This is a genomic window from Flavobacterium sp. AC267 (assembly GCF_979258715.1).
Map to the genome: position 1 here is coordinate 3,698,457 of NZ_OZ409875.1, position 21,019 is coordinate 3,719,475.

At 32.5% G+C, this 21,019-nt stretch carries 16 protein-coding genes and 4 pseudogenes; 12 read left to right on the top strand and 8 right to left on the bottom strand.

Annotated features, from left to right (window positions below; translation table 11 throughout):
* Window positions 1–151: 151 nt before the first annotated feature.
* Both lon and ACZZ95_RS19515 read right to left on the bottom strand, forming a co-directional pair.
* Window positions 152–2,608: pseudogene (lon, locus tag ACZZ95_RS19510) on the bottom strand (endopeptidase La).
* A gap of 248 nt (window positions 2,609–2,856) precedes the next feature.
* Window positions 2,857–3,516: a hypothetical protein gene (locus tag ACZZ95_RS19515; protein ID WP_463470298.1), complete on the bottom strand. Its 660-nt coding sequence runs from the start codon at window positions 3,514–3,516 to the stop codon at window positions 2,857–2,859.
* A 271-nt stretch (window positions 3,517–3,787) separates the two neighbouring features.
* On the opposite strand from ACZZ95_RS19515, the gene ACZZ95_RS19520 reads away from it, so the two are divergent.
* Genes ACZZ95_RS19520 through ACZZ95_RS19535 form a run of 4 tightly spaced genes read left to right on the top strand, consistent with a single transcriptional unit; the run spans window position 3,788 to window position 6,686 of the window.
* Window positions 3,788–4,348 (top strand): RNA polymerase sigma factor, encoded by a 561-nt coding sequence (locus ACZZ95_RS19520; RefSeq protein WP_463470299.1) that lies wholly within the window; start codon window positions 3,788–3,790, stop codon window positions 4,346–4,348.
* A gap of 8 nt (window positions 4,349–4,356) precedes the next feature.
* Window positions 4,357–4,890 (top strand): anti-sigma factor, encoded by a 534-nt coding sequence (locus ACZZ95_RS19525; protein ID WP_463470300.1) that lies wholly within the window; start codon window positions 4,357–4,359, stop codon window positions 4,888–4,890.
* Window positions 4,874–5,932 (top strand): DUF4097 family beta strand repeat-containing protein, encoded by a 1,059-nt coding sequence (locus ACZZ95_RS19530; protein ID WP_463470301.1) that lies wholly within the window; start codon window positions 4,874–4,876, stop codon window positions 5,930–5,932. The genes ACZZ95_RS19525 and ACZZ95_RS19530 overlap by 17 nt, the downstream gene beginning before the upstream one ends.
* A 19-nt stretch (window positions 5,933–5,951) precedes the next feature.
* Window positions 5,952–6,686 carry a head GIN domain-containing protein gene (locus tag ACZZ95_RS19535; RefSeq protein WP_463470302.1) on the top strand — a complete coding sequence of 245 codons (735 nt, stop codon included), beginning with the start codon at window positions 5,952–5,954 and terminating at the stop codon, window positions 6,684–6,686.
* 86 nt (window positions 6,687–6,772) lie between these two features.
* Here ACZZ95_RS19535 and ACZZ95_RS19540 read toward each other — a convergent pair.
* From ACZZ95_RS19540 to ACZZ95_RS19565, 6 genes and pseudogenes are all read right to left on the bottom strand, one after another.
* A pseudogene (locus ACZZ95_RS19540) lies at window positions 6,773–8,099 on the bottom strand (MFS transporter).
* 161 nt (window positions 8,100–8,260) lie between these two features.
* A complete protein-coding gene (locus tag ACZZ95_RS19545) occupies window positions 8,261–9,070 on the bottom strand; it encodes a M48 family metallopeptidase (RefSeq protein ID WP_463470303.1) in 810 nt (269 codons plus the stop codon).
* A gap of 83 nt (window positions 9,071–9,153) precedes the next feature.
* Window positions 9,154–11,554, bottom strand: a pseudogene (locus ACZZ95_RS19550) (glycoside hydrolase family 31 protein).
* 203 nt (window positions 11,555–11,757) lie between these two features.
* A complete protein-coding gene (gene glgB / locus ACZZ95_RS19555; RefSeq protein ID WP_463470304.1) occupies window positions 11,758–13,662 on the bottom strand; it encodes a 1,4-alpha-glucan branching protein GlgB in 1,905 nt (634 codons plus the stop codon).
* 64 nt (window positions 13,663–13,726) lie between these two features.
* Window positions 13,727–15,007: a glucose-1-phosphate adenylyltransferase gene (locus tag ACZZ95_RS19560; protein WP_463470305.1), complete on the bottom strand. Its 1,281-nt coding sequence runs from the start codon at window positions 15,005–15,007 to the stop codon at window positions 13,727–13,729.
* Window positions 14,997–16,424 (bottom strand): glycogen synthase, encoded by a 1,428-nt coding sequence (locus ACZZ95_RS19565; protein ID WP_463470306.1) that lies wholly within the window; start codon window positions 16,422–16,424, stop codon window positions 14,997–14,999. Before ACZZ95_RS19565 ends, ACZZ95_RS19560 begins: the two co-directional genes overlap by 11 nt.
* A gap of 116 nt (window positions 16,425–16,540) precedes the next feature.
* Here ACZZ95_RS19565 and ACZZ95_RS19570 point away from each other — a divergent pair.
* The 8 genes and pseudogenes from ACZZ95_RS19570 to ACZZ95_RS19605 all read left to right on the top strand — a co-directional run bounded on the left by ACZZ95_RS19570 (window position 16,541) and on the right by ACZZ95_RS19605 (window position 20,953).
* Window positions 16,541–17,408 (top strand): annotated as a pseudogene (locus ACZZ95_RS19570) (alpha/beta fold hydrolase).
* Window positions 17,409–17,450: 42 nt separating this feature from the next.
* Window positions 17,451–18,101, top strand: a complete 651-nt coding sequence (locus tag ACZZ95_RS19575) for an endonuclease III domain-containing protein (RefSeq protein ID WP_463470307.1) — start codon at window positions 17,451–17,453, stop codon at window positions 18,099–18,101.
* Window positions 18,102–18,309: 208 nt separating this feature from the next.
* Window positions 18,310–18,477, top strand: a complete 168-nt coding sequence (locus tag ACZZ95_RS19580; protein ID WP_463470308.1) for a hypothetical protein — start codon at window positions 18,310–18,312, stop codon at window positions 18,475–18,477.
* 44 nt (window positions 18,478–18,521) lie between these two features.
* Window positions 18,522–18,686: an ISAon1 family transposase N-terminal region protein gene (locus ACZZ95_RS19585; RefSeq protein WP_463471713.1), complete on the top strand. Its 165-nt coding sequence runs from the start codon at window positions 18,522–18,524 to the stop codon at window positions 18,684–18,686.
* Between the two features lie 10 nt (window positions 18,687–18,696).
* Window positions 18,697–19,578 (top strand): ISAon1 family transposase, encoded by an 882-nt coding sequence (locus tag ACZZ95_RS19590; RefSeq protein ID WP_463471714.1) that lies wholly within the window; start codon window positions 18,697–18,699, stop codon window positions 19,576–19,578.
* Between the two features lie 34 nt (window positions 19,579–19,612).
* Entirely contained in the window at window positions 19,613–19,780 is a 168-nt protein-coding gene (locus ACZZ95_RS19595; RefSeq protein WP_463470309.1) for a hypothetical protein, read from the top strand.
* A 44-nt stretch (window positions 19,781–19,824) separates the two neighbouring features.
* Window positions 19,825–19,989, top strand: a complete 165-nt coding sequence (locus tag ACZZ95_RS19600) for an ISAon1 family transposase N-terminal region protein (protein ID WP_463471713.1) — start codon at window positions 19,825–19,827, stop codon at window positions 19,987–19,989.
* Between the two features lie 10 nt (window positions 19,990–19,999).
* Window positions 20,000–20,953, top strand: a complete 954-nt coding sequence (locus ACZZ95_RS19605) for an ISAon1 family transposase (protein WP_463471715.1) — start codon at window positions 20,000–20,002, stop codon at window positions 20,951–20,953.
* Window positions 20,954–21,019: the final 66 nt, after the last annotated feature.

Below are 21,019 nucleotides of genomic sequence, written 5' to 3' on the forward strand. Positions count from 1 at the left end.
CTTTTAAATTCCAAAAATTAAATTTCAAATTCCAATGAAAAAGAAGTTTTGACTGAATTGAGGTCAAAAAAAATCCAAATTCCAATCTTGAAGTAAAGTTTGGAATTTGGAATTTATCCGAGGCTTCGGGATTGGAATTTAAATAAATATCTTATTTGAATGTTTTAGCGTTTTTTACATTTTGATCTGTCAAAGCTAAAGCTAAAACTTCACTCATTTCTTTTACATAATGAAAAGTAAGTCCTTCTAAATATTCTGCTTTAATTTCATCGATGTCACTTTTATTTTCATGACAAAGAATAATTTCTTTAATTCCTGCTCTTTTTGCGACTAGGATTTTTTCTTTAATCCCGCCAACAGGTAAAACTTTTCCACGCAAAGTGATTTCTCCTGTCATAGCAAGACTTTTCTTTACTTTCTTTTGCGTTAATAACGACACTAAAGATGTAAGCATTGCTATACCTGCACTTGGTCCGTCTTTTGGAGTCGCTCCTTCTGGAACGTGCAAGTGGATATTATATTTTTGAAACAACTCGATTCCTAAACCTAACTTTTTAGCATTTGCCTTAATATACTCCAATGCAATAGTAGCAGATTCTTTCATTACAGTTCCAAGATTTCCTGTAATTGTCAGAGCGCCTTTTCCTTCAGAAATCAATGATTCAATAAATAAAATATCACCGCCAACGCTTGTCCAAGCTAACCCTGTAACCACTCCAGCAACATCATTGTTTTCGTATTTATCGCGCTCTAATCTCGGAACTCCCAAAATAGCAACGATATCTTCGTCAGTAACTTTTTTATTGTATTCCTCTTCCATCGCCACAGATTTTGCGGCGTTTCTGATAACTTGAGCAATTTTAGTTTCTAAATTACGAACACCAGATTCTCTAGTATATCCTTCAACAATCTTTTCTAATTGTTTTTTACCGATAGTTAAATCTTTTGACGTTAAACCGTGCGCTTCTAATTGTTTTGGAAAAAGGTGTCTTTTGGCAATTTCAACTTTTTCTTCAATAGTATAACCAGACATTTTGATTACTTCCATTCTATCACGCAATGCTGGCTGAATCGGCGCCATATTGTTTGATGTCGCGATAAACATCACTTTAGATAAATCATATCCCATTTCTAGGAAATTATCATAAAAAGAACTGTTTTGCTCTGGATCTAAAACTTCTAGTAAAGCAGAAGAAGGATCAGCCGCTGTTTCCGCTCGATAATTTATCAATTTCATCTAAAATGAAAACCGGATTAGATGTTCCAGCTTTCTTCAAACTTTGAATGATTCTTCCGGGCATTGCACCAATGTAAGTTTTTCTGTGTCCGCGAATTTCCGCTTCATCACGTAAACCACCTAATGAAATACGTACATATTCACGGCCTAAAGCTTCTGCAACGGAACGACCAATTGAAGTTTTACCAACTCCTGGAGGCCCTGTTAAACATATAATTGGTGATTTCATATCATTTCGCAGTTTTAAAACTGCCAAATGCTCAATCATTCTTTTCTTAACTTCTTCAAGTCCAAAATGATCTTTATCTAAAACTTTCTGTGCAAATTTCAAATCGAATTTATCTTTCGAATATTCGCCCCAAGGCAGTTCTAAAAACAACTCTAAATAATTTCTTTGAATTCCAAAATCTGGTGACTGCGGATTCATGCGACGCATTTTAGACAATTCTTTTTCGAAATGTTTCTGCGTTTTTTTCATCCCATTTTTTGGTTTTAGCTTTCAGTCCCATTTCGTCCATTTCCTCTTCTTGCGAAACGCCTCCCAATTCTTCTTGAATGGTTTTCATTTGCTGATGAAGGAAATATTCTCTTTCTTGCTGGTCTAAATCGAAACGAACTTTTGACTGAATATCGTTCTTCAATTCTAATTTTTGAAGTTCAACATTCATATAACGTAAAGTCTCTAGAGCGCGTTCCTTCAATCCATTTATAGATAAAAGACCTTGTTTTTCTTTTACAGATAAATTCATGTTAGAAGAAACAAAATTGATTAAAAACGACTGGCTTTCAATGTTTTTAATTGCAAATGTAGCTTCAGAAGGAATGTTTGGACTTTCTTTTATAATTTGAATAGCTAATTCTTTTACAGAATCTAAAATTGCTGTAAACTCAGAATCATTTTCTTCAGGACGCTCTTCTACAACTTCTTTGATAGTAGCCGTCATGTAAGGTTCTTCTAAAACAACTTCTTCAATTTCAAAGCGTTTTTTTCCTTGCAGAATAACTGTAACGTTTCCGTCAGGCATTTTTAGAACACGTAAAATACGAGCTACAGTTCCTATTTTATGAATATCCTCTTTTGACGGATCTTCGTCTTCTTCATTAATTTGAGATACAACTCCAATAATTTTTCCGCCGGCATTCGCATCATTAATCAATTTAATAGATTTATCTCTTCCTGCAGAAATTGGAATTACAACTCCAGGGAAAAGAACAGTATTGCGTAAAGGTAAAATTGGCGGCCGAAACAGGAAGTTCTTCATTATTCATTTCCTCTTCGTCTTCCGGCGTCAATAATGGAATTAATTCTGCCTCTGAGTCAAATTCCTGAAGTGACAGATTGTCAATAGTAAGTATTTTATGGTTTGACATAATAATATATAAGTCGTTTTGTCATTAAATTTTTTAGGCTATCTGTAAAAAGAATACTGCTTAAAGAAGTTTTACCGAAAACGTGTTTCGTTTTTCAATTATAAGATAGGGCATAAAAATAGACAATCATTATGCCAAATGCAAAAGAAGTCAGTTCTAAAATAAGTTTTTGACTTTCATTCAGAAAAACAGAACATAAAAAAAGCCGAAACTAATTTCGGCTTTTAGAATTTTATTTAGTAAATATTTTAATTCAATTTATAAGATACTAATTCAGAAGATATATCGTCCATAACAAATTTAATAACACCTACACCCTTAGCAATCCAGTACTCCACTTCAGTGCGACCCGCAGATTCTCCTTCCATAGAAGTCTCTAATTTTAATTTAAACCTGATAACATCTGTATAAGTATTACCTTTTACAGTTACGGTTGCTCCTTTTTCTACAATAGTTCCTGTATATTTTGTTGTCATTTTAATAGTTCCTATTCCTGTATAAGTAGTTTCTTGGAGATAAGTTCCTGTCCACGTTTTATTTGCCTCTAAGTAATCTTTAAAGAAAATAAATTCATATCCGCTCATTGTTCCAGAAAAACCATTAGCAATAATTTTAAATTCATCAAGTTTTACATAGTAGTCTCCATTTACCTTTTTTAAATAAGCTGACGCAGTACCCGAAACTGGACTTGACGACGTTACAAAAAGCTTATCAAATTTATAATAAGTATCTTCCTTTACTTTCTCTGAACTGATGATTTTCATACTTGTTTCAGAACCATTTTGATTTAAAACCCATTGATTTCCAACTGCTGTCGGCCAATAGTCTTCCTTTGAAGATTCTGTATCTTCACTTCCAGAATCGCTTGAACATGATGTAAATGATAATGCTGACACGAATAGCGTCATAAGCGCAAGGCTCTTTAGATTTTTCATAGTTTAATATTTGTTTTGGTTGATCAAAAGTAAAAAAATGATTGAAATATTTTACATATTTTTAACAAAATAATTCTTAATTTATTTAAAATATAAGTAATTAAAAATCAGTATTTTAATCACTATATTTTAAGTTTTTTATTATATTTTTAAATTATTACAGAAAAAAAATAAAAATTAATTTCGCCAAAACTGTAACAAACCAAAAAAAGCAAAGTCCTTATTAAAAACCAAAAGCCACTACTTGAGTCAGAATAACCAAAATATCGAAGAATTAATTGCGCTTTGCAAAAACAACAATCAAAAAGCGCAGTTTGAAATTTACAATCGCTATTGCAAGGCGATGTATAATGTTGCATATCGCATTGTAAAAGACGAACATTTTGCACAAGACGTCATGCAGGAAGGTTTTTTAAAGGCTTTTACAAAAATTAACGACTATAAACAGGAAGTGGCTTTCGGTGCATGGTTAAAAAGAATAATCATCAATTATAGTATCGATTTTTATAAAAAGAATAATGCTTTTCAAGTAGAAGATATAAGTAAACAACTTTATAAAGTCGAAGAAAATGATGGAATAATTTCTGAAAACATTGACTTAAACAATCTAAAGCTAAAACAGGTTCTCGACACGATACTGCGACTTAAAGACAATTACAGAATGGTATTGACTCTGTTTTACATTGAAGGTTATGATCAAGAAGAAATCTGCGAAATTTTAAATATTACAAATGCAAACTGCAGAACAACCTTGAGCAGAGCTAAAGATAGTTTGAGAAAAAAAATTAGAAGAAATATAAAATGAATTGGAATATGAAAAATGAAAAAGACAGTTTAGACAAATTATTCAGCAGATTAGAAAACCAATGGGATGTTCAGGAATTAAACTCTGATCATCAAATGGAATTTATGCAAAAATTAAATAAAAAAGAGCCTAAGAAAAAATACTGGTTTGTAACAGCTATTGCAGCTTCGATTGTATTGATGCTTGGAGTCTCTATTTTCTATAAAAATGAAAAGCCAAAAGAATTCAAATTTGCTTCTAAAGAAACTAAACGAACCGATTCGATTTTTAATATCCTTATAGATAATGAACTGGTTAAATTAAAAGAGAAAAGCTCGCCGGAAAATGAACAGATTATCAATGATGCATTAAAACAAATGAAAACTTTTGATGCCGATTATCAAAAAATCATTCACGAACTGCAAAAGAACGGTGAAAACAAGCAGATTATTTACGCTATGATCAGCAACCTGCAAACGCGTATTTCTTTTTTACAAACGGTTTTACAACGAATTGAAGACAACGAAAAATTAAAAAACACATCAAATGAAGAAACATTATAACTTCCTAATCTTATTGCTTTTGATTCCTTTTTTAGGATTCTCAAATGATGACACTTTTATTACTAAACAAAAAACAATTAAAAAAACATATATCGTAAACTCCAATGCAGGAATTGATATCGACAATAAATACGGAAATATCACTGTCTCTACTTGGGATGAAGACAAAATAGATCTTGATATTACTATTAAGGTAAATGGCCCTAATGAAAACTGGGTAAACGAACGTTTAAACAGCATTGATGTTGATATTACAGCTCTTAAAGGAATGGTTTCTGCCGTGACTACATTAGGAAGTTCTAACCTTAAGAGCAAAGGAAGCAATAATAGTTTTGAGATAAATTATGTTATTAAAATTCCAAAAAATGGTTCTATCAAACTGGTTAACAAATATGGAAATATTTTAGTTTCAAACGCAGAATCATCTACTGATATAAACTGTAAATATGGAAAAGTGACTTTAGGAAAACTGAATGGAACGAATAACCAAATCGAAATCGCTTATTGTCAAAATTCAAGTATTGATTATGTGAAATCAGGAAACATCAATGCAAGATATTCTGGTCTGAAAATAAATAATTCTGGAAATATAAATCTTGAAGCCAATTATACAGATGTAAATCTTAATGAAGCTCAAAATATTAAATACAGCTGTAATTACGGTACTTTCAAATTCCAAAAAATAAATTCTCTAAGCGGATCCGGAAATTATCTAACGATTAGTATTGGTGAAATTTCAAGTAACTTTAGCTTTGATACTAATTACAGCAAAATTAATATTGACACTATGAATGAAAAAGCAGGAAACGTAACGATTAATTCAGGTTACACTGATATTTCTCTTGGTTACGCACCAAATTATGCTTTTGATTTTGATATCTCTGCGAGATATTCTAGTATTAAGCATGACAATACACTAGATATTTCTGTTTCTGAAACCAAAAGCAACAGTAAAAGAATTGCTGGTTTCTACAAGAAAAAAGGTCAAAACAAGGTCAATATCAGTTCGAATTATGGAAATATTTCATTAATAAAAAATTAATTATCTAAAAATCAAAACAATGAAAAAATCAATTTTACTTTTAGTTTTAGCAGTGTTCTTAATAAACAACAATGCTAAAGCACAATGGTCATCAAACAACAAAATAAGCGGCAATGGTAAAGTCATTACTCAGACAAGAACGACTGGAGATTATGACGGAATCAAAATAGCGGGATCTTTTGACGTTAATTTAGTTGCTGGTAAAGAAGGAAAAATAACAATGAAGGGTGAAGAAAATTTGTTGGCGACGATAAAAGTTGAAGTTGAAGGAAACGAGTTAAAAATATATGTTGAAAAAGGAACTCAAATCCGTTCAAGCATAGGAAAGAAAATTGAAGTTATTGTTCCGTTTGAAAAAATTTCGGCTCTTACTCTATCAGGATCGGGAGATATTAGAACAAAAAATCCAATTAAGAGCGATAACTTATCTGCTAAACTATCAGGATCAGGAAACTTTGATTTAGATATCGATTCAAAAAATCTTGATTTAGCTTTAAGCGGTTCTGGTGATGTTAAATTAAAAGGAAAAGCTGATTCTTTTACAAGTAAAATATCAGGTTCTGGAAATGTAAATGCTTCTAATCTAAAATCTAAAAACGTAGAAGCAAATGTTTCTGGATCTGGAAATAGCATTGTAAACTGCGAAACAAGCCTAACAGGAAGAGTTTCCGGCTCAGGAAACATTAAATATTTGGGAAATCCTGAAAAAAGAGATGTAAAAGTTTCTGGTTCAGGCAGTATCTCTAAGGGTTAATTATTCAAAAAATATCACGAATTACAAAACTATCATCAATCAATAATTATCGCAATTCGTGATATGGTACTATTAAAGACGTTTCATTAATTTGAAACGTCTTTTTTATGTACTCTTCTTAAAAGAAATATTGCTGTAACAAAAAATACTCCTAAAATAACAATCGCCGCACGCGGACTACCTGTAATTTGATCTATAATTCCGTAAACGCACATTCCAATTACAATTCCGATTTTTTCTGCAACATCATAAAAACTAAAAAATGAAGCAGTATCTTCTGTTTCTGGTAATAATTTTGAATACGTAGATCTAGACAATGCCTGAATTCCTCCCATTACAAATCCTGCAACGGTTGCCATAACATAAAAATGCATTGGTAATGTGATAAAAAAGGCAAGTGCGCAGAATATGGCCCAAATAATATTAATTACAATTAATGTTGGAATATTTCCCCATTTTGCAGAAGCTTTAGAGGTTAAAACCGCACCAACAACTGCTACCAATTGGATTATTAAAATACAAACGATTAAACCAATTGTACTTTCTTCTTTTGATGACCATTGAATTTCTTGTGCTCCAAAATAAGTCGCTACAAGCATTACCGTTTGTACAGCCATACTCGAAACGAAGAAACCTCCTAAATAGCGTTTCAGCGGAATATTTTCCTGCAGTAAAGCCCAAACTTTCTTTAATTCTTTAAATCCATTAAACACAACAGATTTCGTCAGTTTTTGACCTGTTTCTTTGCTTCCTTTTGGTAAATAATAATAAGTGTATTGGCTAAATAAAACCCACCAAACTCCAACCATTATAAAAGAATAACGCATTGCTTTCATTGCGGCTTCGCCATCTGTACCTGAAATCCCAAAAAGCTTTGGTTTCATTATCATCGCTAAATTGACAATCAGCAAAATCACACTTCCAATATATCCTAACGAATATCCTTTAGCGCTAATTCTGTCTTGCTTGCTCTTCAAAAGCGATATCTGGAAGATAGGAATTATAGAAGACCAAACTTCCCCAGTATCCTAATAATCCTAGGAAATAAAATGCTAATCCGATATAAATATTTTCGAGGTCAAACCAATACAATCCCATACAAGATAATGCTCCTAAATAACAGAAAAATTTCATGAAGGATTTTTTATTTCCCACATAATCCGCAATTCCGGAAAGTAATGGAGAAATAAAAGAAACTACCAAAAATGCAAAAGCCGTAATAAAACTGATTAATGCTGAATTTTTTAAATGAAGTCCGAAAACATCTATATAGTGATCTCTGTCACTAAATAAAGCTTCGTAAAAAATTGGAAATACTGCAGATGCAATCGTCAATGTATAGACCGAATTTGCCCAATCATAAAACGCCCAGGCATTCAACAGCTTCTTATCTCCTTTTTGTAGGTTTTTCATAGAAATGATTTTGTTAATACACTACGAATTTATCCAATTTTTATTATAATCAAATAGAATTTTTTCAATTCATGCATTATTAAATTATCAACTTTACTAAAAAGAAAAAAGCTACTCAAAAATGAATAGCTTTTAGAAATTATATGATAAATAATTTTATCTTATTTTATAGTTCCAACTTTAAGTGCCGTTGCTCTTGCTTCGGGAATTAAAGATTTAATATTAGCAATCCTTGTAGCATCAGAAGGGTGTGTACTCATGAATTCTGGTGTTCCAGCTCCTCCCGATTTTGAAGACATTCTAGTCCAGAATGCAATAGCATCATCTGGATTGTAACCCGCAATTGCCATTAATGTCAAACCAATTTTATCGGCTTCACTTTCATTGCTTCGGCTAAATGGAAGCATAACTCCCACTTCTGAACCAAGTCCATACGCCTGTGAAAATATTTGTCTGGTAGATTCAGATTTACCACTAGTAGTCGCATCTAATGCAACACCACCTATTTGCTGTAACTGAGTCGCAGACATTCTTTGTGCACCGTGGTTTGCAAGCGCGTGCGAAACTTCGTGGCCCATTACAGTTGCTAAACCAGCTTCGTTTTGTGTAATTGGTAAAATTCCAGAATACACTACAATTTTTCCGCCAGGCATACACCAAGCATTAACCTCTTTATTATCAACAAGTTTATATTCCCATCGATAGTCTTTTAAATATTGCGATTGTCCTAAATAAGTTAAATATTTTTCGGTCGCTAATTTAATTTTATATCCAACTGTTTCTACCAATTTTGCATCTGAAGTTCCTGTAACAACTTTGTTCTCAGATAAAAACTGACTGTATTGTTGGAAAGAAGATGGAAATAATTCACTATTAGAAACAAAATTTAGATTTTGTTTTCCTGTTATTGGATTTGTCGCGCAAGCCATTACCATTGCACCAAAAATTCCTAAAAACAATATTTTTTTCATAATTCGAGCTTTTTATATTCAAAAATACTATTATTATGAATTAATACTTTATACAATTAACTAAAAAAATATCAGAATTATAATTACTCTCCAATGATATGAAGTTCATTAAACTCTTTATCAATTAGTAAGAAATTATTTTGCTCAAAATTTATTTTATCAAACTCAATTTTTTCATTGTCAATTTCAATTTCAGAAACTTTAAATGGAAGACCAATTAAATTGATTTTGTATTTACTGTATGGTGTATCATACTTTCCATCTTTATGAAGCTGAATTATAAGTTCTTTTTCTTTACCAATACTTCTGAAAGACAAAAAGCTGTAACGCCCTTTTTTATAATCATAACCGTCTTGCGCATCTTCATACACAACAGAATTTTCTTTTCCGTTTTTAAAGTAAATATCGAGCGTCAATTCGTCAAATTCAAGTTCTCCAACATATTGCTTGCACCGGATATTTTGGAATAATAGCTCCTGCTTTTACAAAAACTGGGATCTCATCAAATTTGGTATCAATCCAGATTTCTTTTCCTCCAGTAAAAAGCTCATTGGTCCAATAGTTATACCACTCACCTCTTGGAATATACATACGGCGACCTACAGCATTAGGCTCAAGAATTGGACACACTAAAATTTGATTTCCAAAGATAAATTCGTCATTGCGATAATGTGTCTGAGTATCGTCTTGATCGTAATAAACTAATGGTTTCAACATTGGAAGCCCCTCTTCAATATACTGCCAAAACATGGTATATAAATAAGGTAATAATTGATAACGAAGACTGACAAATTTTCGGGTAATATTGATAACTTCTTCATCAAAAGCCCAAGGTTCCTGATTTCCATGATCTCCAGAAGAATGCGTTCTACAAAACGGATGAAAAACTCCAAGCTGAATCCAGCGTGCGTATAACTCGCCCGTTGGCTGTTCTGCAAACCCTCCAATGTCAGAACCTGTAAATCCCATTCCTGAAATTGACATTCTTTGAACCTGAATATTCGCAAGCCATAAATGTTCCCAAGTCGCAACGTTATCTCCCGTCCAAGAAGAGGTATAACGCTGTGCTCCAGAATATGCCGATCTGGTAATTACAAATGGTCGTTTTGGATAAACAAATCGTTTTACTCCGTGATAAGTTGCCCTAGCCATTTGCGTTCCGTAAATATTATGGGCTTTTCTATGACTGCATGGATTTCCATCATAAAAATGACGTACATCCATTGGGAAAGTTTTATTTGGAACCTCCATAACGGCAGGTTCATTCATATCATTCCAAACACCTTTTACTCCAATATCTGCAATTAATTCTTTAAATAATCCCGCCCACCATTCTCTAACTGCGGGATTTGTATAATCTGGAAAATTACATTCTCCTGGCCAGACTTTCCCTTTCATATAAGGTCCATCAGCTCTTTTACAGAAATAATCTTTTTCTAAAGCTTCTTTATAAACCCAATAATCTTTATCTATTTTAATTCCCGGATCTATAATAACAACGGTTTTAAAACCGTCTTCGGCTAATTCAGCGACCATTTTTTTAGGATCAGGGAAATAATTTTTATTCCATGTAAAACATCGAAATCCCTCCATATAATCAATATCCAGATAAATGGCGTCACACGGAATTTTAAGTTCTCGGAATTTTGAAGTAATTTCTTTTACTTTACTTTCTGGATAATAACTCCATTTACATTGGTGATATCCTAAAACCCAAAGCGATGGTAATTCTGGTTTTCCAGTCAAATCGGTATAAGTCGTAACTACGTCCTGCATTTGCGGACCGTAAATGAAATAATAATTCATTTCGCCGCCTTCTGCCCAAAAACTGGTTACATTTCTTCTTTCCTGACAAAAATCAAAGAAAGTTCTAAATGTATTATCAAAGAAAATACCGTATGATTGTTTATTGTGTAAACCAATATAAAACGGAACAACTTTATACAGCGGATCTTGATCTTTTTGATAAGCATATTGATCTGTCGCAAAATTTTCAACTCTTTTACCTTTCAGGTTCATTTGAGTTGCTTTATCTCCAAGACCATAATAACATTCCCCATCTTTAGAAAACTTACTCATTTTTACGATATTTCCACCGTATTCGTAGCTTTCCTCCCAATGAAAACCAAGTTCATCTTCAAGAATTAAAAAATTATTTAAATCGTAGACAGAAAGGCGAAGATCTGCTTTTTGTATTTTACATACTACTTTGCTGGTTCTGATCTCGAAGTGCGTTTCTTCTTCTGTAAGTTCAAGAAAATTGTAACCATGGAGTTGTGTTTTATCTATCGCGTAGGAAAAGTCATTACTGAAATAACCTTTTGTAGTAAAGCGAAATCGAATCAAACTATCTCTAAGAATAGTTACTTTTAAGATTACTTTATTATCCGTATTAAAAAAAATCGAATCTCCTTCTTGCTCGTACGAAACAATTTTTGACGGATATAAATCTCCCTTGTATTCTAATGATGTGTTTGTAATCATATCGCAAATGAATTAATTATAAAACGCTAATCTCTATTCCAAACATACAAAAAAAGTTAGTAAAGGGCTATGAATAAAAGGTTTATTCACGAAAACGTTTTTTCTGATTGAGAATTGAATTAAAGCCCAAAAAATCGAAAAATCGATAATTTAAGCACGATAAAATAATAAAATTGTACTTCGGAAAATGAATGTAAGATTTTTTAAACGAAAGAATATACGGTCACACTTAAAGGCGGTAAAATTAATTCAACAGAAAAATTCCTGCCATCATATGGAATGGATTCTATTTTTAGCGATTTTCCATTCCCTATTCCGCTTCCTTGATAGATCAAAGCATCGCTATTAAATATCTCTTCTAACTTTCCTTTCTTAGGAATTCCAATTCTATAATTTTCCCTAACTACTTGGGTGAAATTGCAAACTACAATTAGATTTTCGTCTGAATTATTTCCTTTTCGGATATAAGATAAAACCGCATTTTGATGATCTGAATAATTAATCCATTCGAAACCTTCGCCTGTAAATTGTTTTTCGTAAAGTGCGGGACGTGTTTTATATAACTGATTTAAATCTGTTATTAATTGTTTTATTCCCGAATGAAAATCGTACTGCAATAAGTGCCAGTCTAAACTTTGTTCAAAATTCCATTCGCCTGTTTGGCCAAATTCGGAACCCATAAATAATAATTTGGTTCCAGGATGCGTAAACATATATCCGTATAATAATCTCAAATTCGCAAATCGCCGCCATTCGTCGCCGGGCATTTTATAGATAAGAGATTTTTTACCATAAACAACTTCATCATGAGAAAACGGAAGCATGAAATTTTCGGTAAAAGCATAAGTCATCGAAAACGTCAAATCGTTTTGATGGTATTTGCGATAAACTGTTTCTTTTTGGAAGTATTTTAAAGTATCGTGCATCCAGCCCATCATCCATTTCATTCCAAAACCTAAACCACCCGTAAACGTTGGTCTCGAAACCATCGGAAAAGAAGTGCTTTCTTCGGCAATAGTTTGAACGCCATCAAAATTAGCATAGATTACTTCATTAAATTCTTTAAGAAAACTAATGCTGTCCAAATTTTCTCTTCCACCAAAAATATTAGCTTCCCACTCGCCTTCTTCTCTTGAATAATCTAAATATAACATAGAAGCAACAGCATCAACTCTTAATCCATCGACGTGATAATTCTGAAGCCAAAATACAGCATTGCTGATTAAAAAAGCACGAACTTCATTTCTACCATAATTAAAAATCAAACTCTTCCAATCAGGATGATATCCTTTCCTGCGATCCGGATGTTCGTACAAATGTGAACCGTCAAAATAACCTAAACCATGTGCATCGTCAGGGAAATGTGATGGAACCCAGTCTAGAATTACGCCAATTCCTTCCTGATGCAATCGATCAACCAAAACCATAAAATCCTGTGGTTTTCCAAAACGCGAAGTGGGCGCAAAATATCCTGTCAACTGATATCCCCAAGAAGGATCATAAGGATATTCCATAATTGGCATGAACTCTACATGCGTAAAACCAGTTTCTTTTACATATTGAACCAAATCATCTGCCAGTTCTAAATAACTTAAAAATCTGTTATGTTCCGCTCTTTTCCAAGATCCTAAATGAACTTCGTAAACAGAATAAGGTTTATCTAAAGCATTATTCTCTTGCCGATTCTTCATCCAGCTTTCGTCTTTCCATTTATAATCTAAATCCCAAACTACCGAAGCAGTGTGAGGTGGTATTTCACAGTATAAAGCAAAGGGATCTGCTTTTTCAGTTACGACTCCGTCTATGTGAGATTGAATTTTATATTTATAAAGTGCTCCCTTCGAAACATCTGGAATAAATCCTTCCCAAATTCCCGAAGAATCCCAACGGACATTTAAAAGATGTTCGCTTCCTGACCAATAATTAAAATCGCCTACAACAGAAACTGAATGTGCTGTCGGTGCCCAAACGGCAAAGTAAACACCTTTAACTCCATTAACTTCAATTAAATGTGCTCCTAATTTTTCATATAATTTGAAGTGTTTTCCAGCTTTGAATAAATCAATATCAAAATCAGTAAATAGAGAATATGTGATTACTTTAGTCATATTTGGTTTTTAAGGCAATAATTTATTTTTTTGGGAATTTGGAATTTTTCTATTGTTTTTTCTTTTATTCTATTCTAAAGTTATCTGATAAAGTAACTCCTTTTTTTATCACAACAATTCCATCCTTAATACTGTACAATTCATTGGTAAAATTATCCAGATGCTTTCCGCCGTTAATGTGAACATTATTTCCAATTCGTACATTCTTGTCTATCAATGCATTGTTGATAAAGCAATTTTCACCAATACCAACATGAATTTTATTAATTCCGCTTTCATAATTTAATTCATCAAGATCCTGATAGAAATCATTCCCCATTACATAGCAATTTTCAAGTACCGTCCCTACACCAATTCTGGAACGAATACCAATTACAGAGCTTTTTATTTCTTTGGCATTAATAATACATCCTTCAGAAATTAAGGATTGATTGATAATTGAATTTCTAAATTTAGAAGGCGGCAATAATCTTGGTCTGGTAAAAATTTTATTCTCATTATCAAATAAATTAAACTCGGGAATATCAGCTGTTAAACCAATATTAGCTTCAAAAAACGATTCAATATTTCCAATATCCGTCCAATAACCCTCATATTGATAACTTAATATTTTATGTTTTCCAACGGCCTGTGGAATAATTTCTTTACCGAAATCTTTTGTATCCTGATCTCCCATCAACTCGACTAACAATGGTTTATTAAAAATATAAATCCCCATTGAAGCAAGATATTTTTTACCTTTTTCCTGCATATGTTCGCTCACTTCAGATTCCCATTCTGGCAGTAACGATGCATGTGGCTTTTCAATAAAAGCATGAATATTATTTTCGTGGTCGGTTTTAAGAATTCCGAATTCTGGTGCATCTTTAGCATTTACAGGTAAAGTTGCAATAGAAATTTCTGCATCGGTCGCTATGTGCGCTTCAAGCATTTCATTAAAATCCATTTGGTACAACTGATCTCCCGATAAAATTAAAGCATGATCAAAATCGTGTTTTAAGAAATGTGACATACATTGTCTAACAGCATCTGCCGTTCCTTGAAACCAAGTCGGATTATCTGGAGTTTGTTCTGCGACTAAAATATCAACAAAGGATTGGCTGAAAATACTAAAATTAAAAGTGTTTTTAATATGCGCATTTAAAGATGCAGAGTTAAATTGTGTCAAAACAAATATTTTAAAAATATCCGAATTGATACAATTAGAAATTGGAATATCTACTAAACGGTATTTTCCTCCAATTGGAACAGCTGGTTTTGATCTCGTTTCTGTTAATGGAAACAAACGTGATCCCTGTCCTCCTCCTAAAATAATAGCAACTACATTTTTCTTTTTAAATTTCATTTTTCTCAATTATTAGGTTGTATATCTCTATATATTCTTGGCAAACACTTTCCCAGGAATGATCAGCAGTCATTCCTCTTTTTAAAACTTTATTGAAATTTATTTTGTCATCGTGTAATTTGACAGCACGATTTATGGAATAACAAATATCTCCAACCGAAGCCTGATCATGGCAGACTCCATTTCCTTCATCTCCAAAATCGGTAACAGTATCTCTAAGACCTCCAGTTCTCCTAACAATCGGAATAGTTCCATACCGCATGGCATACATCTGATTTAATCCGCAGGGTTCTACTCTGGAAGGCATTAAAATATAATCTGAACCTGCATAAATCAAATGCGCTAATTCTTCATTATAACCAATAAAAACATTGTAATTTCCTTTGTAATCATTACGCAATTGAGTTAATTGCGACTCAATTTCCGAATTTCCGGAACCCAGAATTAAAATATTTATCTTCTCAAAATTTTCAGATAATGCTAAAGCAGAAGCCTGAGGCAATAAATCCCCGCCTTTTTCTTCAAACAACCTCCCTATAAAACTAAACAAAGGCTTTGAAGGATCTAAATCAAACTGCTCGCATAATTTCGCCTTATTTCTTTGTTTTCCAATTTCGAAATTCTCTATCGAATAATTTTCAGCGATCATTGGATCGTTTAACGGATTCCAAACTTCAATATCAATTCCGTTTAAAATTCCTTTTGATTTGTTTCGGACAGAATTAAACAAAGATTCCAGTCCATTTGCGTAATAATTAATTTCATCTAAATAACTTGGAGAAACCGTTGTAACTGCTTGAGCGCATTTTACGGCAACAGCCAAAGAATTAATAGAATTATTCCATTCTAAGAAACCAACGTGTTTTAAATCAAATTCTGGGAGATAATGTAATTTATCAAAACCAAACCAGCCTTGATACAAACCATTGTGAATTGTTATAACCGACTTTACATCTTTTAGAGTATCATATTTATAAGCAAACTGTGTCAAAAACGGAATTAATCCAGTATGATGATCGTGGCAATTAATAATATCTGGGACATTATTACGAGCTATAATCCAATCTAAAGTCGCAATTTGAAAAGATAAAAATCGCTCGATATCATCTTCATAACCATAAACATTTGGACGGTTAAATAATTCATTGATTTCTATTAAATACAATTCGTATCCTAGTTTGTCTGTTGTTTCTTTTAAAACACTAAATGGAAAATCAAAATTTCCTAATTTAACCGTTCCCCAATGAACACAATCAAAAATGTTTTCCTTTTTAAATTTTGTATCATAAGCTGGAACGACAACCCTAACCTCATGTCCAGCATTGTTTTGATATTTTGGTAAAGCGCCAACTACATCCGCCAAGCCGCCAACCTTTGCCATTGGATAACATTCTGCACTAATATGAAATATTTCCATTAAGAAATTAATTTGCGATTATTTTTTACGAGAGATTTTTTTAAATGCTATTTTTATGTTTTCTAAATTTAGCAAAAAAATAAGCAAAGTTCTGCTCTCAAATAAGTTTTATTGAAATGGCAAAAAAGGCAATCAATCCCACTAAATCATTAAAAATTCCTCAGATAATTATACTATCTGCCAAATTTTGCGCTTTAATATCTAAAAAATTGGTTACCCAATTTGTCGCGAGGATATTTACTACGCCAATAAAGCACAAAATTCCAAAACGCGAATTTGAAATGGATCAGAAAAGTATGCAGAAAAAAATATACGTTCCGGCAATTGATAAAACTATCGTTACATACGAATTTGGCAGTAGTACTCGTAAAATATTATTGGTTCATGGCTGGTCAGGACGTGGCACACAATTATTTAAAATAGCTGATGAGCTTTTAGTAAACGGATATTCAACTATAAGTTTTGATGCCCCAGCACATGGAAAATCTGAAGGAAAAACAACTATAATGTCTGAATTTATAGCTTCAATACTTGAAATTGAAAAACAACTTGGTCCTTTTGAAATAGCAATTGGGCATTCTTTAGGAGGAATGTCTGTTTTAAATGCAATTAAAGATGGCCTAAATGTCGATAAAGCTGTTATAATTGGAAGCGGTGATATTGTACAGGATATCTTAGATGAATTTATTATTAAATTAGGTTTAGATAAAGAAATGAGTTCTCATTTAAGAGAGCTTTTTGAAGAAAAATATCAATTAAAAATGGATGATTTTTCAGCATATAGAAGCAAGACAAAAAATTAAAATACCAATTTTAGTCATACATGATAATGACGATCCAGAAGTTCCTGTAAAAGCTGGAATTCATATTCATCAAAATCTAGAAAATGGAATCTTATTTATAACCGATGGCTTAGGTCATCGTAAAATACTTGGAAATCAAAATGTTATCAAAAGGATATTAGAATTCATTAAAATCAATTAACTTTATATAAGTAACTACATATCAACACAAAAGGAAATAATAATGAATTTATTTGGCGAAACAGAAAATTGGGAAACTAAACTAAAACCCATTTTAAAAAAGTACAAAGGAAAAAAGCATCCTTTGGATTATCATAATATATATCAATTATTGGTAATGGTAGTTCTCTCCGCTCAAGATTCTGATGCCAATATTAATACTATTTCACTAGCTTTATTTGACAAATATCCCACGTTAAATAGTCTGTCAAAAACTGACCTAGATACTTTTTTACCATATATTAGCAAAGTACGAAATCATGGTACTAAAGCAAATTGGCTTTTGGAAATTGCTAAAACAATTAAAAATGACAAAGATATTCCATTAACAATGGAAGGATTAACTGCTTTAAAAGGTGTTGGAAGAAAATCAGCCAATGTAATTCTAAGAGAAAGTCATAAACCCGCAGAAGGAATTATTGCAGATTTACATGTAATTAGAGTTGCTCCCCGGATTGGAATAGTAAAAGAAAACAAAGACGGAAACAAAATTGAAAAAGATTTAATGCAGGTTTTACCAAAAAATATCTGGTCAGAAATAGGAATGGCAATATCTTTTTTAGGCCGAGAAATATGCAGACCAAAACCTAAATGTGAAGAGTGTCTTTTAACTGATATCTGCCTGTATTACAACACAGTAATTCTCAAAAACTAAACTATTTTCTTCGAGTATCAATCAGATAAATAATTTCACAGGAATTATTTTCTTTGAATAACGTTAAAGCGTTTACTCCAACATGGCTTAATTTATCATTGATATAAAATCAATACGGAGCCAAACATGAGCTATTGTCTCGGATCAATACATATTGTTGTGGGGAAATATTAAAATCTAGATATTTGCATTTCCAAATTATTCCCTAATGCAAGATTCTTTTACCGAGATCCTAAAGTTATTACTTCCTGAGATAATAGTAGATTATTTTGAACTTACCACTTATAAAAAGGAAGATGAAACACTTCATCTTTATCTAAAAGAAATTAATTCGATACCAAAAGAACACAGATCCCGAAGCTTCGGGATAAATTAAGTTCAAAAGGATTCTTTGAAGAGATAACCGTTCAGGATTTTCCTATTCGTGGACATCAGGTATATCTTCACATCACTCGCAGAAGATGGCTAAATGAAGATACGGGAAAAATAGTTTTTAGAGATTGGAATTTAGTAGCAGACGGAACTCGTGTAACTCAGGAGTTTGCGTCTTTTTTAAAAGAGATCAATAGATTCCAGTCCAAGTGATTGTTCTACCATTGCTTCTTTTTACGGAGTTTCCGGCAGGAATCTGCAATGCCAATACAAAGATTTCTTAAGTGATTTTAAAGTTTGGGATCAAATCTCACATGCGAAAAAATGGCTTCTTTTTCCAAAAAATATTGGAAAACGCTTATCAATAGACGAAACTTCTCTTTCTAATGGTGAGCTCTATACTATTCTAACCAACAAATCTGGAAAAGGCAGAAAAGGAACTATAGTAGCAATGGTTGCAGGAACTAAAGCAGAAGATGTTATTTCGGTTATTGAAAAAATCCCGCTTAAAGAACGAAATCTAGTTAAAGAAATTACTTTGGATATGGCCGGTAACATGGGATTAATTGCAAAGAAATGTTTTACTAATGCAACCCGCGTTACAGATCGCTTTCATGTTCAAAAGTTAGCGACAGAAGCACTACAGGAAATCAGAATCAAATACCGATGGCAAGCTATAGATCTGGAAAATGAGGCAATGGAAAAAGCCAAAAAGTCAAATGTGAATTTTAAACCTAAAATACTCTCTAACGGAGACACCCTTAAACAGTTACTAGCAAGAAGTCGATACTTCTTATATAAAACCAAGTCAAAATGGACTAAAAACCAATTAGAACGTGCTATATTATTATTTGAATTGTATCCTGATATTCAAAAAGGATACAATCTAACTCAACAGCTTCGCGCAATCTTCGAGAATACAAAAGATAAAATCATAGGCTTTGCCAAACTAGCCAAATGGCACGAAAAAGTAAATCAATCTGGGTTTAAGTCTTTCGGTACAATCTCTCGTACAATTATAGATCACTATCAAACGATATTGAATTATTTTGACAACAGAAGTACCAATGCGGGATCAATACATATTGTTGTGGGGAAATATTAAAATCTAGATATTTGCATTTCCAAATTATTCCCTAATGCAAGATTCTTTTATCGAGATCCTAAAGTTATTACTTCCTGAGATAATAGTAGATTATTTTGAACTTACCACTTATAAAAAGGAAGATGAAACACTTCATCTTTATCTAAAAGAAATTAATTCGATACCAAAAGAACACAGATCCCGAAGCTTCGGGATAAATTAAGTTCAAAAGGATTCTTTGAAGAGATAACCGTTCAGGATTTTCCTATTCGTGGACATCAGGTATATCTTCACATCACTCGCAGAAGATGGCTAAATGAAGATACGGGAAAAATAGTTTTTAGAGATTGGAATTTAGTAGCAGACGGAACTCGTGTAACTCAGGAGTTTGCGTCTTTTTTAAAAGAGATCAATAGATTCCAGTCCAAGTGATTGTTCTACCATTGCTTCTTTTTACGGAGTCTCCGGCAGGAATCTGCAATGCCAATACAAAGATTTCTTAAGTGATTTTAAAGTTTGGGATCAAATCTCACATGCGAAAAAATGGCTTCTTTTTCCAAAAAATATTGGAAAACGCTTATCAATAGACGAAACTTCTCTTTCTAATGGTGAGCTCTATACTATTTTAACCAACAAATCTGGAAAAGGCAGAAAAGGAACTATAGTAGCAATGGCCGCAGGAACTAAAGCAGAAGATGTTATTTCGGTTATTGAAAAAATCCCGCTTAAAGAACGAAATCTAGTTAAAGAAATTACTTTGGATATGGCCGGTAATATGGGATTAATTGCAAAGAAATGTTTTACTAATGCAACCCGCGTTACAGATCGCTTTCATGTTCAAAAGTTAGCGACAGAAGCACTACAGGAAATCAGAATCAAATACCGATGGCAAGCTATAGATCTGGAAAATGAGGCAATGGAAAAAGCCAAAAAGTCAAATGTGAATTTTAAACCTAAAATACTCTCTAACGGAGACACCCTTAAACAGTTACTAGCAAGAAGCCGTTACTTCTTATATAAAACCAAGTCAAAATGGACTAAAAACCAATTAGAACGTGCTATATTATTATTTGAATTGTATCCTGATATTCAAAAAGGATACAATCTAACTCAAGAGCTTCGCGCAATCTTCGAGAATACAAAAGATAAAATCATAGGCTTTGCCAAACTAGCCAAATGGCACGAAAAAGTAAATCAATCTGGGTTTAAGTCTTTCGGTACAATCTCTCGTACAATTATAAATCACTATCAAACGATATTGAATTATTTTGACAACAGAAGCACCAATGCGTCTGCAGAATCTTTCAATGCTAAAATAAAAGCTTTTAGATCCAAATTCAGAGGTGTTAGAAATGTAGAATTCTTCCTCTTTAGACTAACCAATATTTATGCTTAATTTTTGCCGCTCCACAGATTTTCGTGTTGATCCGAACAATCTTTGCATTTATTCAAAAAAAAAACT